Source organism: Vibrio diabolicus (assembly GCF_011801455.1).
In the GTDB taxonomy this organism is placed as follows: domain Bacteria; phylum Pseudomonadota; class Gammaproteobacteria; order Enterobacterales; family Vibrionaceae; genus Vibrio; species Vibrio diabolicus.
In genome coordinates, this window is sequence record NZ_CP042451.1 from 2,474,838 (window position 1) to 2,489,940 (window position 15,103).

The following is a 15,103-nucleotide window of genomic DNA, read 5'->3' on the forward strand; positions in this document are numbered from 1 at the left end:
TACATTTAGACGTCTAGACGTAAAAATATCTATTGACTTCATTCTGGTTAACCCATAGCATCAACTGAGAAGTGAGATAAAGCTCAACATTAAGTTCTGTCAAAGGCCGTTTTTGACAGCGAAGTTCCCCGTATCTTTGGGCAGGTTGAAACATGATAGAAATAAAAAACGTCAATAAAGTGTTCTACCAAGGCAGTAAGGAAATCCTTGCCCTGAAAGACATTAACCTACACATCGCCAAGGGCACCATCTTCGGTGTTATCGGTTCATCTGGTGCTGGTAAAAGTACGCTGATCCGCTGCGTAAACATGTTAGAAGCACCAACATCTGGCTCCATCATCGTTGATGGCATTGATTTAACAAAACTCAGCAAAAAGCAGTTGGTCGAAACGCGCCGTAACATCGGCATGATCTTCCAGCATTTTAATCTGCTCTCGTCTCGTACTGTGTTTGATAACGTGGCGCTACCACTGGAACTGGCAGGCAAAGACAAATCGCAAATCACAACAAAAGTCACTGAGTTACTAAAACTTGTTGGCTTAGCCGACAAACACGAGAGCTACCCATCGAACTTAAGTGGCGGCCAAAAACAACGTGTGGCGATTGCTCGCGCATTGGCATCCGATCCAAGCGTACTACTGTGTGACGAAGCCACTAGCGCACTGGATCCTGCAACGACTCAATCTATCCTTGAGCTATTGAAAGAGATCAACCGCAAACTCAACATCACGATTCTACTGATTACCCACGAAATGGAAGTGGTAAAAAGCATCTGTCACGAAGTGGCGATCATCGGTGGTGGTGAGTTGGTGGAGAAAGGCACCGTTGGCGATATTTTCGCGCACCCTAAAACGGAGCTGGCGCACCAATTCATTCGCTCAACGCTGGATCTATCCATTCCTGAAGATTACCAAGCACGTCTGCAAGCAGAGCGTGTTGATGGCAGCTACCCGTTGGTTCGCTTAGAGTTTACTGGCGCAACCGTCGATGCACCGTTAATGTCGCAAATTTCTCGTAAATACAATATTGATGTGAGTATTTTGAGCTCCGATCTTGATTACGCTGGCGGCGTGAAATTCGGCATGATGGTCGCAGAGCTATTTGGTAACGAAGAAGATGATAACGCAGCATTGGAATACCTGCGTAAGCACAACGTAAAAGTAGAGGTACTTGGTTATGTCCTTTAACACAATTTCTGAATGGCTGAGTTTAAACAGCAAACTACTTTTAGGTGCAACGTGGGAAACGCTTTACATGGTTGCGGTTGCCGGATTAGTCGGCTTTGCCGTGGGTATTCCATTAGGCGTAATCCTCCATATTACTAAGAAAGGCGGCCTACTTGAAAACACCAAACTAAATAGCAGCTTAGGCGCTGTCGTTAACATTGGTCGTTCTGTGCCATTCCTCGTCCTGATGGTTGCGATTATTCCAGTGACAAAAATGCTAGTTGGAACCTTTATCGGTACAACCGCAGCAATCGTCCCACTGACTATTGGTGCCATTCCGTTTGTTGCCCGTCTTATTGAAGGTGCTTTGTTAGAGGTACCAACAGGCTTGGTGGAAGCGGCACAATCAATGGGGGCGACACCAACACAGATCATCACAAAAGTTCTACTACCTGAAGCAATGCCGACTATTGTTAACTCAGTAACGATCACCTTAGTCACTCTCGTTAGCTACTCGGCCATGGCGGGCACGGTAGGCGGCGGCGGCCTCGGCGACGTAGCCATCCGTTACGGTTTCCACCGCTACGATGTAACTATCATGGCTGTGACTGTCGTGATGCTGATTGTTCTAGTACAGATTATTCAGTCTATCGGTGACGCAGTGGTGCGCCGTGTAGACCACAGATAAGCATTGAAAATACAAATTATAAGGAGATAAAGATGAAATTTAGCCTTAAAGGTCTTTTGACTGTAGCAACAGCCGCTTCTGCTCTTGTTCTAGCGGGTTGTGGCGACAAAGAAGTAGACGTAAATAAAGTAAAAGTTGGCGTTATTGCTGGTGCTGAAGCACAAGTTGCCGAAGTGGCAGCTAAAGTAGCAAAAGAAAAGTACAACCTAGACGTTGAGTTAGTAACATTTACCGATTACGTAACGCCAAATGCCGCTCTGGATGATGGTTCAGTAGACGCGAATGCGTTCCAACATAAACCATACCTAGACCAACAAGTGAAAGACCGCGGCTACAAACTGGCTATCGCGGGTAACTCATTCGTTTACCCTATTGCTGGTTACTCTAAGCAAGTGAAGTCAATCGATGAAATCCAAGATGGCGCACGCATCGCAGTACCAAACGATCCAACAAACCTAGGTCGCTCACTGCTGCTTCTTGAGCAACAAGGTTTGATTACGTTACGTGATGGCGTTGGTCTACTCGCTACAGTACGTGACATCGTAGGCAACCCTAAAAATATCGAAATCATTGAGTTAGAAGCGCCACAACTTCCACGTTCATTGGATGACGTAACGCTATCTATCATCAACACCACTTACGCAAGCTCTATCGACCTATCGCCAGAGCGTGACGGCGTGTTCGTTGAAGATAAAGACTCACCATACGTAAACCTAATTGTTGCTCGCGAAGAAAATGTTAATGCGCAAAACGTACAAAACTTCGTAAAAGCTTATCAAACGGAAGAAGTTTACGAAGCGGCAAAAGAGCTATTCAAAGGCGGCGTAGTGAAAGGTTGGTAATCCCACTTTTCTAAACCGTACTGAAAATAATAGTCTGAACATAAAAGGGCTGATGTGAAAACATCAGCCCTTTTTATTTCTCTATCTAACCATTTAACTAACCTCAATTAGTTACTTTAGGTGGTCCCAAGAGATATTCGACACGATTCGGCAGTCATCACACTTAAAGTGAAATATGTCATGTAGTGGCTCATCGAGTAGCCACTCTCCACCGCATTTTGGGCACTTGCGCGCTTTCTCGCTCTCCAGCGACTGACCGCCCACGCGATACTGGTAATAGTATGTTGGAACCTTGGTGATGTATTCGATACGACCTCGCAAATCCCAACCTCTGCGGAACAACACGCTGTCTACATCGCAAATCTCGTGCAGCGCCGCATGCTCTGCACGGCACCCGCCAGCCATTTGGATTTCATCGCACGCTTGCCATTCTGTCTGCCATTTGATGACGGCTTTATGGTCACCATTTAGCGTCGGCTCATTGCGATACAAAGGAATCGGCAACAACGTTTCCCCACTGCGCAATGGCGAACACGTATGAACATAAGTCGTGTACAACACTTGCCAGCTAGGTGTCTCTTCTTCGGCCGCTTGTTCTGAATTTAAATCACGGCCAAGCATACGCATTTTCGGTGCAAGCAAAGACGCGTCTGACAAACGGTTCATGCACACTTTGACAAAATCTGAGTGATAACGTGGATGCAAACTGTCTTGCTCTGGGCAAACGACACGAACATAAAACTCGCCATCTCCCATCACTATCGGGAATTCACGGCCTAGTACTTGGCCGTTGTAACGCAACGCATCCATCAAGCCATTAATGGCTTTGTCTACCGCGCTGACGGTGGTGTTATCAAAACACTCAAACTGCAACTCAACAACGTACATATTTAGACAGCGGCCTCTAACTTGCTCAAGAACTCAGCCAATGAATCCGCCAGCACATCGCGTTTAGACGTACCTAAACGCTCTAAAATCACATTACCAGTGAGGTTACAAATAGAGATTACATCCATTTCCTCATCTGTCGCCGCGATAAATACCGTTGGTTTAAGTTTCAGGCGACGTTGCGTCACCAAATGACCAAGAATATTTTCTTGTAGGCGCACAAAATCATCATCGCTCCACACTTGCAGCAGCGTCAACGAATTACCTTGCCAAGTTGCCTCCATATCGGCGCTGTATTGAGAACCATAAAAGGCTTTTACATCATCTTGCAGTGACAACTCAATCGCATTTTCCACATTAGTGAAATCGGCCATTTCATCACGTGCGACCGCTTTCCAAAGCACCTTTCCATCACGCTTCTCTTCGACACAAGGAGAAACAAGATCTGCAAGCTCTTCACTGCTTGGCAACTCATTATATTTAGCTTGCCAAGCTTGTTGGTAGCGCAGGCTGAACTCTTGTAGCGCCTGAGTAACGTTTTGGGTCATGAAGGTCTCCTCATTCCTTATTTATCAGATAGCCGTGTTTGCCGGATGGCAATTGACCAGCGGATTCAGTAAAATTCTCGCCATTCTAATCGAAAACGACCACAAAGTATGAGCAAATATTCTGACGCTAAAGAGCTTGCTGGCCTAACACTAGGTAAAAAGACCGAGTATGCGAACCAATACGACCCAAGCTTGCTGCAACCAGTTCCTCGTAGCCTAAACCGAGATGACCTTCAGTTAGGCGAAAGCCTTCCTTTTATGGGCCACGACATTTGGACGCTGTACGAACTCTCTTGGTTAAATAGTAAAGGCTTACCACAAGTGGCCGTTGGCGAAGTATACATTCCAGCCACCAGTGCAAACTTGATTGAGTCGAAGTCTTTCAAACTGTACTTAAACAGCTATAACCAAACCCGCTTTGCAAGCTGGGAAGAAGTTGAAGAACGTTTAACGCAAGACCTATCTGAATGTGCCGGTGAAAAGGTGTTGGTCGAGGTGAACCCGGTTACTCACTACACCAATCAGCCTATTGTGACAATGGAAGGCGAATGCATTGATGACCAAGACATTGACATCACCAGTTACGATTTTGATGCCGATTTGCTTGAAGGCGCAGCAGGTGAAGAGCAAGTGGAAGAAATCCTACATAGCCATCTATTGAAGTCAAACTGTTTGATCACCAATCAACCCGACTGGGGCAGTGTAGAAATTCGCTACCAAGGTGCGAAAATAGATCGCGAGAAACTGCTGCGTTACTTGGTATCTTTCCGCGAGCACAACGAATTTCACGAACAATGTGTTGAGCGTATTTTTACGGATCTAATGAAATACTGCCAACCAAGCAAACTGACCGTATTTGCCCGCTACACGCGCCGTGGTGGCTTGGACATCAACCCGTACCGCTCAACGGAACAAGACAAGCCAGATCGCAACCACCGCATGGCTCGTCAGTAATCGCGTTAGTGACAGAAATAAGTTCGGTAATCTAAAGGGTTACCGGACGTTTTTATTGTCCAAGCATGTTACTATATCAAATGGCTTCAACCTGCATTTAAGGGGCTTGTTGAGGTCTTTTACCGTTATCCGCCATATCTAAAAACAGTTCGAGGGAACGAAAGGATGTTTTGGGACAGTTCGCGTCTATTCAAGTTGATTGGCTTTCTTTGCTTGCTGTTTGTACAGCCGCTTCATGCGACCATTTTATCGTCCGCGTTACTCAACGAAGCACAACAATTGGCGGAAATAGAGCCATCACAAGCAAAACAAGCGGCAACCAACTACTTGTCACAACGTGAGCTAACGGAACGCAAAGAGAGTGACAGCCCTTCTGCTATGTCTCGTGACGAGACCGATCGTAGCGTTCGCACACCAAGCAGCACCATCGAAGCACACAAGATTATCGCTCAGGCAGACTACGCCATGGGTAACGTTCGTTCGGCTATCGAACACCTAAACAAAGCCGAGCGCTTAGCGCAAGAATATCAATTGCCGTACATGGATTTAGATCTCCAGCTGATGCGCAACCAAATGATTTGGATGTACGACAAAAACTACTCAAAAGCTGAAGACACGCTTAACCAAATTGAGCAGCAACTCGATGAAGCTGATGCGGTATTGCAACGGACCGACAGCGTTCGCTATCGATTAGTGATGCAAAGAGCGCTCCTCGCTTCACATAGTGGCGATCTGATTAAAGCGGAAAGTTTGTATTCTCAAGCCAAAACTATGCTTGAAGACAGCCGATCTGACTTAGCCTTGATCGACTATTACACAGCCGTCGGCGAGTTTTATCTGAATAGCAAGAAATACAATTTGGCTTTGTCGGAACTGCTTTACGGTTATTGGCAATCTATTGAGAGTGACAGTGGCGCAAGGTTAGCAAAAGTTAATCGCCTGTTGGCGAGGCTCTTCCAAGAGCGCCGAGTTTACGACAAAGCGATCGAATACTTATCTCAAGCCGCAGACTTCTATGACTCCTACCCTAGCTCTCCCATCCTAGCGGATGTCCTTGAGCAAATGGGTGACATTTATTTTTACCAAGGCAAGTTTAACCTTGCCTTGGTGCACTACTTCAACGTGCTGGACCATGAAAGCACCAGTAAGAACATTAATCGGATCATTAAGATTCGCTTAAGCTTGGCGGCTACCTATCTGCAACTCTACAATTACGCGCTAGCAGAACAATACCTAGACCGATCTAAAGAGCTTTTAGAATACACTGACATTCCTAAGCTTGAAGCAAAGGCAGCATTGCTTCAGTCAGGCCTGGCTTATCATCAAAACGACAGTAAAAACGTCATTACCAATGCAAAGCTGGCGTTAGCACTTGCTGAAAAGTCACCTGAAAATAACAACTTCATTAAGCAGCAGTCTTACCGCTTACTCGGGCTTGGTTACGAGCAGGCAGGCGAATACCAACTTTCTCTGCAGGCTTATAAGAAATACACCAACCTTGTGCGTTTAGAGCAAAAACAGCTCAACCAAATCAGTGAGGATGCATTCCGCCAACAAAAAGAGTTTGCTGAACAAACCATCCACTATATTGGTCAATCGGAACGCCTTGAGCAAGTGGAAAGGGAACACCGCAAATTCCAGAAAATCTCATTCGCATTGTTTATTACTGTGTTGGTGATGTTTTTGTTCATTATGCGCCGCGGCGTGATCATGCAGCGCCAAGCAAGTGAAATCGAAAAACTGCGCAATGATCTCTTCACTCACTCTCGTTCCCGTTTGCGTAACTTGCGTATGCTGAACGTTAAGCTGTCTCGCTCATTGAAAAAGTCGAGCGAAACTTTCGAGCAATGGCAAATGGGCGAATTGATCCACGAGCCACTTAACGACCGCCTGCGCTTTGTCATGATCGACTTGCCATTCCTACGAAGCATGTACGTCCACAACGGTTATAAAGCAGGCCTGGAGCTGGAGCGCGCATTTGGTGACTTCCTAGCGGAAAAGATAGAAAAACCGTCGCGTCTTTACCATTTCTCAGATGCAAACCTACTCTACATAGAACCGAATGCTGACCGTGATGCTTCTGCCGAAGTCATGTTCGAGAAATTCCAGACTTGGGTGGATGAGTTCGCTCAACAACACAACGTCAACCGTATTATTCGCATGGGTATCAGCGATTATCCGTTCTTACCACGAGCCTACACTGCAATTAACGACGAGGAATTACTCGATCTGTTGCTGCTTGCGACTCACATTGCGCGAGAAGTCAGCTTGAAGGATAAGCAAAGCCACTGGGTTTTCTTGAAAGCCATCGATAACGCACCCGCCGCGAGCTTTGCAACGGGTAACATAAGAACCGCCTGTCAGCATGCCATTAGCCAAGGCCTGATTAAGATCCATTCGTCCTACAAGAATGAGGACGACATCAAGAAAATATTAAAAAATGGATAATTAAACGCCTGTTAGACATAATAACTAATGACGCTATAACGTTTTTTGTTATTATCGGATAATTGTCAGTAGTACATGGACTTAACCGTAGTCACTTCATGGGAATCTTGGAATCCGATATTCAGTCGCAGCTTCATCAGCTGAGTTGTCAACTTGACCAACTCAGACTGACACATCGTGATACTTCACTCAAATTCAAACGTGAACAACAAGTTCTTAAACGCGTTGTGGCATCATTGTCTTCAGCTTGCCAGGGTTCGAATACCCAGGTATCCAATTACCTGTTTGAAATCCAACAAGAGCTGCAACATCAAAAAGATATCAGTACTCTTATCCCACGTTTAGCGGTATTAGAGAGAATGCTCAAACAGCAGTCGAAGACGATGGACAAACAGAACGGCTACCTAGACGAACAAATCAAACACAGTGGTGAAACACTCCAACGTGTCACAGGTTTACCTGCGCAGTTAAAACGTGAACTACGGAACTTAATGAGTTTCTCAGAAGCTCATGCCAGCAATAAAGCCGATCAAGCCACTAAGCTACTGAGCATTTACGAACGCGCTCTGAAAATCATCACTTCCAACTCGCGTTTGCATCTCAGTGAGTTTGAGAATAATCCTGATAAGTCTCAACTTGAGTGCTTAGCCAGCGATCTACAACATACCATCACCGAGCTGGATTTTGAGGGAGAAACGGGAGATAGGTTGCTCGATATTCGGGCTAAGCTGCTTCTTGGCGTGAGTGCAGAGTCTCTCATTGAGCTTACGCTCTCAACGCTGAAATTGGTTGTCGAAGCAACAAAGTTCGAGCGCGAAGCATCTAGCCAATTCCTTGATCAGCTGAACACTTCTCTCGCAAGTAACCTAAAAACCGTTCATCAGAACGTCGACCAACATCATACCTACTTTGAGCACCGCCGAGAGCTCAACACAGAAATGAACAGTCTGGTTGAATTGAGTCAACTATCGCTCAACCAAGCTCAAGATCTAGCGGATGTAAAAAAAGAAATCGCCCCGTTACTTGCGAAAATGGCGTCGCTGACAGAGCGACTTAAAATGACGGAAGAACGAGAACAAGCGCTGCAAGAGCGTTTGAATTACAGTAAGAACCAGCTCGAAGCCGTGTTTGAAACCACCCAAGATCATCGTCGACGCTTAGATGACCAAGCTCAGCGCATGTTGCTAGACCCTCTGACTAAAGTCTATAACCGCACCGCATTTAATGACCGACTAGAGTTAGAGTATCGGCGTTGGATTCGCTCTCAACAGAATCTGCGTGTAGTGTTGTTTGACGTTGATAACTTCAAAGCGGTGAATGACAGCTATGGCTATACGGCTGGTGATAAAGCGTTGAAGATCATCGCTCGCACCATTAATAAACGCGTATCAGAAACTGAAACGGTAGCTCGCTTTGGTGGCGAAGAGTTTATTTTACTCGTTCCAGAACAATCTGAAGAATACACACTGGATCTCATTAAACATATCCAGCGTGATATTAGCCAATTACCATTTAAGTTCCGTGAGCAAAATATCATGATCACCCTAGCGGCTGTGTCGACCTCTTTTAAAGAGTCCGATACGCCAGAGTATGTACTCGATCGACTCGGCAAGATGCTTGCGGACGCTAAAAAACGTGGAACAAATCAGCTTAACTGGAGCTAGATTTCGTACAAAAAGCGAACAAACAAACCAGAATTGGCGCAATTTACGCTTTATAACCACCCATTTTCAACGAGTTATCACATTTCTTCCCTTTCAGTCTGCTAAGCTGTAAAAACCCAAGTCACTTCAAGATGATGCATTTACAGAACGCGAATGTACCATCTTGAGGTTGCTTGGGAGTCAATAACCATAAAACCAAATCGGCCAACTGCCTTTCATCAAACCATACGTATAACCCAAAAAGGTGAGTTGGTACTTTCCCTCAAAATAATGCAACACAAGGAGGCGTTATGATTACCCATATAAGCCCCGCTGGTAGCATGGACTTGCTATCTCAATTAGAAGTAGAGCGCTTAAAAAACACGGCCTCGAGTGAACTTTATCAACTGTACCGCAACTGCACGTTAGCGGTGTTGAACTCCGGCAGTCATACCGATAACTCGAAAGAGCTGCTCGATAAACACCAGTCGTTTGATGTCAACGTAGTGCGCCGCGAGCGTGGTATTAAGCTTGAGCTGACTAACCCACCTGAGCACGCCTTTGTCGATGGCGAGATAATTAAAGGTATCCAAGAGCATCTGTTCTCCGTGTTACGCGATATCGTTTATGTCAATATGCATTTAGCAGACGCACAACGACTCAACCTAACGAACCCAATTCACATCACTAACCTCGTGTTCGGTATTCTGCGTAATGCCAGAGCACTCACACCAGGTATCGAGCCAAACCTCGTCGTGTGTTGGGGTGGTCACTCTATCAATGGCGTGGAATATCAATACACACGTGAAGTCGGTAACGAGCTTGGCTTGCGTGAACTTAATATCTGCACGGGTTGTGGCCCTGGTGCGATGGAAGGGCCAATGAAAGGTGCCGCTATCGGACATGCGAAGCAGCGTTATACTCAGCAACGTTATCTTGGTTTAACCGAGCCTTCGATTATTGCAGCCGAGCCACCAAACCCAATCGTGAATGAGCTGGTTATCATGCCGGACATCGAAAAGCGTTTGGAAGCCTTTGTACGTATGGCGCATGGCATTGTGATTTTCCCTGGTGGTCCGGGCACTGCAGAAGAGTTGCTGTATATTCTTGGCATTATGATGCACCCAGACAACGCCGATCAGCCAATGCCTATCGTGTTAACAGGACCAAAAGAGAGTGAAGAGTACTTCCGCTCTATCGACGAGTTTGTTCGCGATACACTTGGCGAAGAAGGTCAAAAGCATTACGAGATCGTCATTGACGATCCGGCAGAAGTGGCACGTATCATGAAGCGCTCAATGGACTCTGTACGCCTTCACCGAAAAGAAAAAGGCGATGCTTATAGCTTTAACTGGTCATTAAAAATCGAGCCTAACTTCCAGTTACCATTCGATCCAACTCATGAGTCGATGGAGCAATTGGATTTAAGCTTAGATCAAGAACCTCAAGTCTTAGCGGCCAACCTGCGTCAAGCCTTCTCCGGTATCGTGGCTGGTAACGTGAAAGCCGAAGGAATTCGAGAAATCGAACGTCGAGGCCCTTTCACCATTCACGGTGATCCTGTGCTAATGAAAAAGCTCGATAAGTTACTACAAGACTTTGTCGAACAACACCGAATGAAATTACCTGGCGGTTCAGACTACGAACCGTGTTATCGCATCGCTCACCCAGAAATTGGTGGTCGATAGTCAGGCTAGCATTCGTTACACTAGGGGCATTACGCCCCTTTTTTATTGCTAAGTCATTATGTCTATTCATCTTGTTATTATTGATGCCCTAAACCTGATCCGCCGAGTGCACTCTGCACAACCGGATCCAACCGACATAGCAAGAACCATCACCACGACACAAAGAACCCTCACTCGCATTCTGTCAGAAGCCAACCCGACACACATCATTGCGGTTTTCGATCACCATGAACAAGACAGAGGGTGGCGAGCTGAGATTCTTCCAGACTATAAGCAAAATCGAAAACCAATGCCGGAACCACTGATGCAAGGTCTAGATGCGATTCAGCAAGCATGGTGGGAACAAGGTATTGATTCATTGCTTTCTGAAGGCGATGAAGCGGACGACTTGGTTGCTACTCTCGCGACTAAAGTGGCCAGTCATGGTGAAAAAGTCACCATCGTTTCTACGGATAAAGGCTACTGTCAGCTGCTTTCTCCTACCCTACAGATCCGTGATTACTTCCAACATCGTTGGTTAGATGAACCGTTTATCGAAAAAGAGTTCGGCGTAAAACCAAGCCAACTGGCCGATTATTGGGGGTTAACGGGGATCAGCTCTAGCCAAGTGCCTGGGGTTCCGGGCATTGGACCAAAAGCGGCGAAAGAGATTCTTACTCAGTTTGAGAATATTGAAGCAGCCTACGCCAGTGAAGACCTCGCACCGAAATACCGTAAAAAATTAGACGAGCACATTGAGTCTGCACGCTTATGTAAACGCGTCGCGGCTTTAAAGTGCGACATTGAACTCGGCTTTAACTTACAGGACATTCGCTTTACAGGACCAAATAAGGCGGAATAGTGTCTGATGATGGTTTCAAACCATAGAGCTATCAGACAATAAAAAAGCGCCATTTGAAGGCGCTTTTTCTATTCTCGGGACTATCCCCAAATGACTCGGAGATAGAATTAGTACGGCGAAATGTTCGATAGACACTGGATATGAATCGTGATCTCTTCACGATCATGATACAAATGCTTAGCTTGTAGTCTGAACTTTACCTTATTATCAATCAGGAACTGCTTCAGGTTTTCAAGGTCTTGCAGCACCTCGTCATAGCGGCCTTTCATTGGCAGCTTAAGGTTAAAGATTGCCTCTTTCGCCCAACCTTTTAACAGCCACTGGCCCATAAGGTGAGCAACACGAGCTGGCTTTTCTACCATGTCACAAACAATCCATGTTACGTTCTTACGGTCTGGTTCGAATTTAAAACCATCCACCATATGATGCTTGATCTGGCCGGTTTCCATCAAGCTGTCTGCCATCATGCCGTTATCGACACAGTGAACGAACATCGAGCGCTTCACCAATTGGTACGTCCAACCGCCTGGACATGCCCCTAAATCGACCCCCCACATTCCTGGAGCTAAACGCTCATCCCACTCTTCACGTGGAATAAAGACGTGAAATGCTTCTTCCAGTTTAAGCGTTGAACGACTTGGGGCGTCTACTGGGAACTTAAGGCGAGGAATACCCATGAAGAACTGAGAGTTATTGTCTGTGTAAGAATAACCGACATAACAGTGGCCAGGCTCCACAAAACAAATGTGCAGTACTGGCTTCTTCGCGTTGTCTTTGTTCAACATTAAACCTTTACCGCGCAACGCTTGACGCATTGGGACAGTAAATTTACGGCAGAATTTCAGTAGCTCTTTCGCTTCATTCGTATCCGGAGTTTCAATTCTCAAATCCCCACAGCGAGGAAACGCTTCAATGTCTGCTAGCTCATTCAAAATTGGGCTAATGCGGTCATCACTTGGCAGCGATTGAAACTCAGCCGCTACCGCAAACATTTGGCGAGCGAAGATTAACGACTTAAAGTCCAAACCTCTAGCAAGTTTGTCCGCATCTCCATCTTGGTAACACTCGAAGACAACATAACCTGAGTTTCTCTTCACACGAGGGAAGCCATACACTTCCAACTGTGTCGCTTTGTCCTGAATTTCACCAGCACACTCTTTCTCAAAGCCAGAACGGCAATAGAGCATTAGTTGTTTCACTTGGAGACCTCTTTGATATTGAACGCAGCAAAAAAGAACAGACACCAACCAATCATGAACAGTAATCCTCCCATTGGAGTAATGGGCCCAAACCACTTAATGCCTGTCAGCGCCAGCGCGTAAAGACTGCCGCTAAAACAAAAGATGCCGATGATAAAGCAAATCGCTGCAATGAAAAAATATTTTTGTGCTTTTTGTCCCAAATTCAATAGCAATAAAACCGCACAAAACACAATCGCCAGCGTGTGAATAAATTGGTACAACACTCCGGTCTCAAATACGCCAAGCAAATACGGAGCCAGCTGAGCTTTTAACCCATGTGCAGCAAAGGCACCTAGAGCGACAGAAACCAGCCCAGACAGACCAGAAAATGAGAGTAACCACTTACTTTTCATGGTACACCTCTTTGATAAACGCCGCTAACTGCTCTACCGCGAGCTCGATGTTACCCGCCTCGGTATGGCCTGAGCTCTTGCGCGGTTTAAAGCTGTGGTCACCATCGGGTAAAAAACTCACCTTAACTTGCGATGAAAGGACAAAGTCATCGAATTCCTCACGCTTACCAAAGGTGTCTCGCTCCCCTTGTAGAATCAGCGTAGGTTTCTCGATATTCGCTAAGTGATCGCCTTTGAACTTTTCTGGCTTTCCCGGTGGGTGAAATGGAAACCCTAAACAGGCAATGCCCGCCACCAGCTCATTTTCAGCCAGTAAGCTCGACATGCGGCCACCCATTGACTTACCACCAATGACAATAGGTTGAGAGGTAAAGTGAGCAATCACTTCTTCATAGGCTTCCAGCAGTTTTGGCGCACGATCTGGTGGACGCTTTTTCCCATCTTCCGCTCGCTTAATCATATACGGGAAGTTAAATCGCACCACGCGAATTCCTTGCTCAACTAATCCTTTGGCAACAGCGGCCATGAAATCATGTTCCATCCCCGCTCCAGCGCCATGGGCAAAGATAAATAGAGGACCGCTTTCAGGTCCCTCAACTATCCATTGGCTCATCTAGTACTTCCTCTTGCTCTTTTCTCGCGGTCGCTAACATCCAGTCTCTAAACGTTGCGATTCGGCCCATATCTGCCTGCTGTTCATGACACACCACGTAGAATGCATTCTTGGAGATCAACACCTCGTCGAATGGCGCGATGAGTCGTCCAGCTTCCATTTCTGGCTTGGCGAGTACGTTGTTACCAAGCGCAACCCCCTGACCATGCGCAGCAGCCTGTAGCACCATCGTCGAGTGACTGAAAATAGGACCGTGGTTTACATTGATACCTTCGATGTTGTAATGACGCGCAAACTGCTTCCAGTCTTTACGCGAAGTATCATGTAACAAAGTGTGTAATTTGAGGTCACTTAGAGATTCTAATGGTTTGTTGCCTAAAAGTAACGAAGGTGAACAAAGTGGGATCAGAAACTCTTGGTACAATTTATCCGCTCGCAAACCCGGCCAATTCCCACGGCCATAGTAGATAGCCACATCTACATCATCAGTCAGTGAACCTTCATCCATATCCACAGCTTTAATACGTACATCGATATCTGGCTCTTGAGCATTAAAATCGGCCAAACGAGGCACCAACCATTGGATAGCAAAACTCGGCGGTAGACTGATCGTCAATGCCCCTTTTTCACTACGTTCCAATACCTTATCTGTCGCCTCGGCAATCGAGGTGAAAATATCTTTGATGTCGAGAAAGTAACTTTGTCCTTCTTCTGTCAACAATAGCGAACGATTACGGCGACGAAAGAGCTTCAACGATAAGAACTCTTCGAGTGCTTTAATCTGGTGACTGACCGCGGCTTGAGTAACAAACAACTCTTCTGCCGCTCGCGTAAAACTGAGATGACGAGCAGCCGCTTCGAAGACTCGAAGCGAATTTAATGGAGGCAATCTGCGAGACATATGGGACCTCAAATAGGATTAGTTTTTTTAATCTGAAACATTATAAAATGTCCGTTGTCGAACAGCCAGATAAATTCTATATTTCACCCCGCAACACGAGCCTGAACGGCTTGATTTCTTTGGAAATCAATTGGCTTCGTTGTTGCGATGTTGTGTTTGCAAACTCGTATTTCGAGTTAGGTAGATTTCTACCATAATGTTTTGTCCACACTCCCTGTGACAAAACATATACTTCCTGTATTTATTTTTGACCTGTCTGTCAAATTTGTTACACCGCCTAAATTAGGCG

Annotated in this window: 14 protein-coding genes; 8 read left to right on the forward strand and 6 right to left on the reverse strand. The window is 45.9% G+C overall.

The genetic code is table 11. The features are described from left to right. Window positions 1-152 precede the first annotated feature (152 nt). The 3 genes from metN to FR741_RS11810 are packed head-to-tail and all read left to right on the forward strand — an operon-like array spanning window position 153 to window position 2,696. Complete coding sequence (metN, locus tag FR741_RS11800; protein ID WP_005391353.1) at window positions 153-1,187, forward strand: methionine ABC transporter ATP-binding protein MetN; 1,035 nt, start codon at window positions 153-155, stop codon at window positions 1,185-1,187. Continuing rightward, entirely contained in the window at window positions 1,177-1,854 is a 678-nt protein-coding gene (locus tag FR741_RS11805; RefSeq protein WP_005391355.1) for a methionine ABC transporter permease, read from the forward strand. Before metN ends, FR741_RS11805 begins: the two co-directional genes overlap by 11 nt. Before the next feature lie 32 nt (window positions 1,855-1,886). Beyond that, window positions 1,887-2,696, forward strand: a complete 810-nt coding sequence (locus FR741_RS11810) for a MetQ/NlpA family lipoprotein (RefSeq protein ID WP_005391357.1) — start codon at window positions 1,887-1,889, stop codon at window positions 2,694-2,696. A gap of 111 nt (window positions 2,697-2,807) precedes the next feature. Here FR741_RS11810 and FR741_RS11815 read toward each other — a convergent pair whose 3' ends face one another. Both FR741_RS11815 and syd read right to left on the reverse strand, forming a co-directional pair. Next, entirely contained in the window at window positions 2,808-3,584 is a 777-nt protein-coding gene (locus FR741_RS11815; protein ID WP_048626099.1) for a Zn-ribbon-containing protein, read from the reverse strand. A 2-nt stretch (window positions 3,585-3,586) separates the two neighbouring features. Further along, window positions 3,587-4,132 carry a SecY-interacting protein gene (gene syd / locus FR741_RS11820; protein ID WP_053808745.1) on the reverse strand — a complete coding sequence of 182 codons (546 nt, stop codon included), beginning with the start codon at window positions 4,130-4,132 and terminating at the stop codon, window positions 3,587-3,589. A gap of 108 nt (window positions 4,133-4,240) precedes the next feature. Between syd and queF the strand changes: the two genes are divergently transcribed. The 5 genes from queF (at window position 4,241) to xni (ending at window position 11,706) form a co-directional block, all read left to right on the forward strand. Then, window positions 4,241-5,086, forward strand: coding sequence for an NADPH-dependent 7-cyano-7-deazaguanine reductase QueF (gene queF / locus FR741_RS11825; protein ID WP_167426830.1), 846 nt, complete (start codon window positions 4,241-4,243; stop codon window positions 5,084-5,086). A 165-nt stretch (window positions 5,087-5,251) separates the two neighbouring features. After that, entirely contained in the window at window positions 5,252-7,534 is a 2,283-nt protein-coding gene (locus FR741_RS11830; protein ID WP_005391368.1) for a tetratricopeptide repeat protein, read from the forward strand. Window positions 7,535-7,632: 98 nt separating this feature from the next. Beyond that, window positions 7,633-9,198, forward strand: coding sequence for a GGDEF domain-containing protein (locus FR741_RS11835; protein ID WP_167426831.1), 1,566 nt, complete (start codon window positions 7,633-7,635; stop codon window positions 9,196-9,198). A 290-nt stretch (window positions 9,199-9,488) separates the two neighbouring features. After that, entirely contained in the window at window positions 9,489-10,865 is a 1,377-nt protein-coding gene (gene ppnN, locus FR741_RS11840; protein WP_005391372.1) for a nucleotide 5'-monophosphate nucleosidase PpnN, read from the forward strand. A 58-nt stretch (window positions 10,866-10,923) separates the two neighbouring features. Then, on the forward strand, window positions 10,924-11,706 hold the full coding sequence (gene xni / locus FR741_RS11845) for a flap endonuclease Xni (protein WP_005391374.1): 783 nt from the start codon (window positions 10,924-10,926) through the stop codon (window positions 11,704-11,706). A gap of 107 nt (window positions 11,707-11,813) precedes the next feature. Here xni and rlmM read toward each other — a convergent pair whose 3' ends face one another. From rlmM to FR741_RS11865, 4 genes are read right to left on the reverse strand one after another with little or no spacing between them, the layout of a single operon-like run. After that, on the reverse strand, window positions 11,814-12,905 hold the full coding sequence (rlmM, locus tag FR741_RS11850; RefSeq protein ID WP_167426832.1) for a 23S rRNA (cytidine(2498)-2'-O)-methyltransferase RlmM: 1,092 nt from the start codon (window positions 12,903-12,905) through the stop codon (window positions 11,814-11,816). Then, on the reverse strand, window positions 12,902-13,300 hold the full coding sequence (locus FR741_RS11855) for a DUF423 domain-containing protein (RefSeq protein ID WP_005391376.1): 399 nt from the start codon (window positions 13,298-13,300) through the stop codon (window positions 12,902-12,904). The genes rlmM and FR741_RS11855 overlap by 4 nt, the downstream gene beginning before the upstream one ends. Next, window positions 13,290-13,913, reverse strand: a complete 624-nt coding sequence (locus tag FR741_RS11860) for an alpha/beta fold hydrolase (protein ID WP_114323817.1) — start codon at window positions 13,911-13,913, stop codon at window positions 13,290-13,292. The genes FR741_RS11855 and FR741_RS11860 overlap by 11 nt, the downstream gene beginning before the upstream one ends. Further along, a complete protein-coding gene (locus FR741_RS11865; RefSeq protein ID WP_005391378.1) occupies window positions 13,894-14,814 on the reverse strand; it encodes a transcriptional regulator GcvA in 921 nt (306 codons plus the stop codon). The genes FR741_RS11860 and FR741_RS11865 overlap by 20 nt, the downstream gene beginning before the upstream one ends. Window positions 14,815-15,103: the final 289 nt, after the last annotated feature.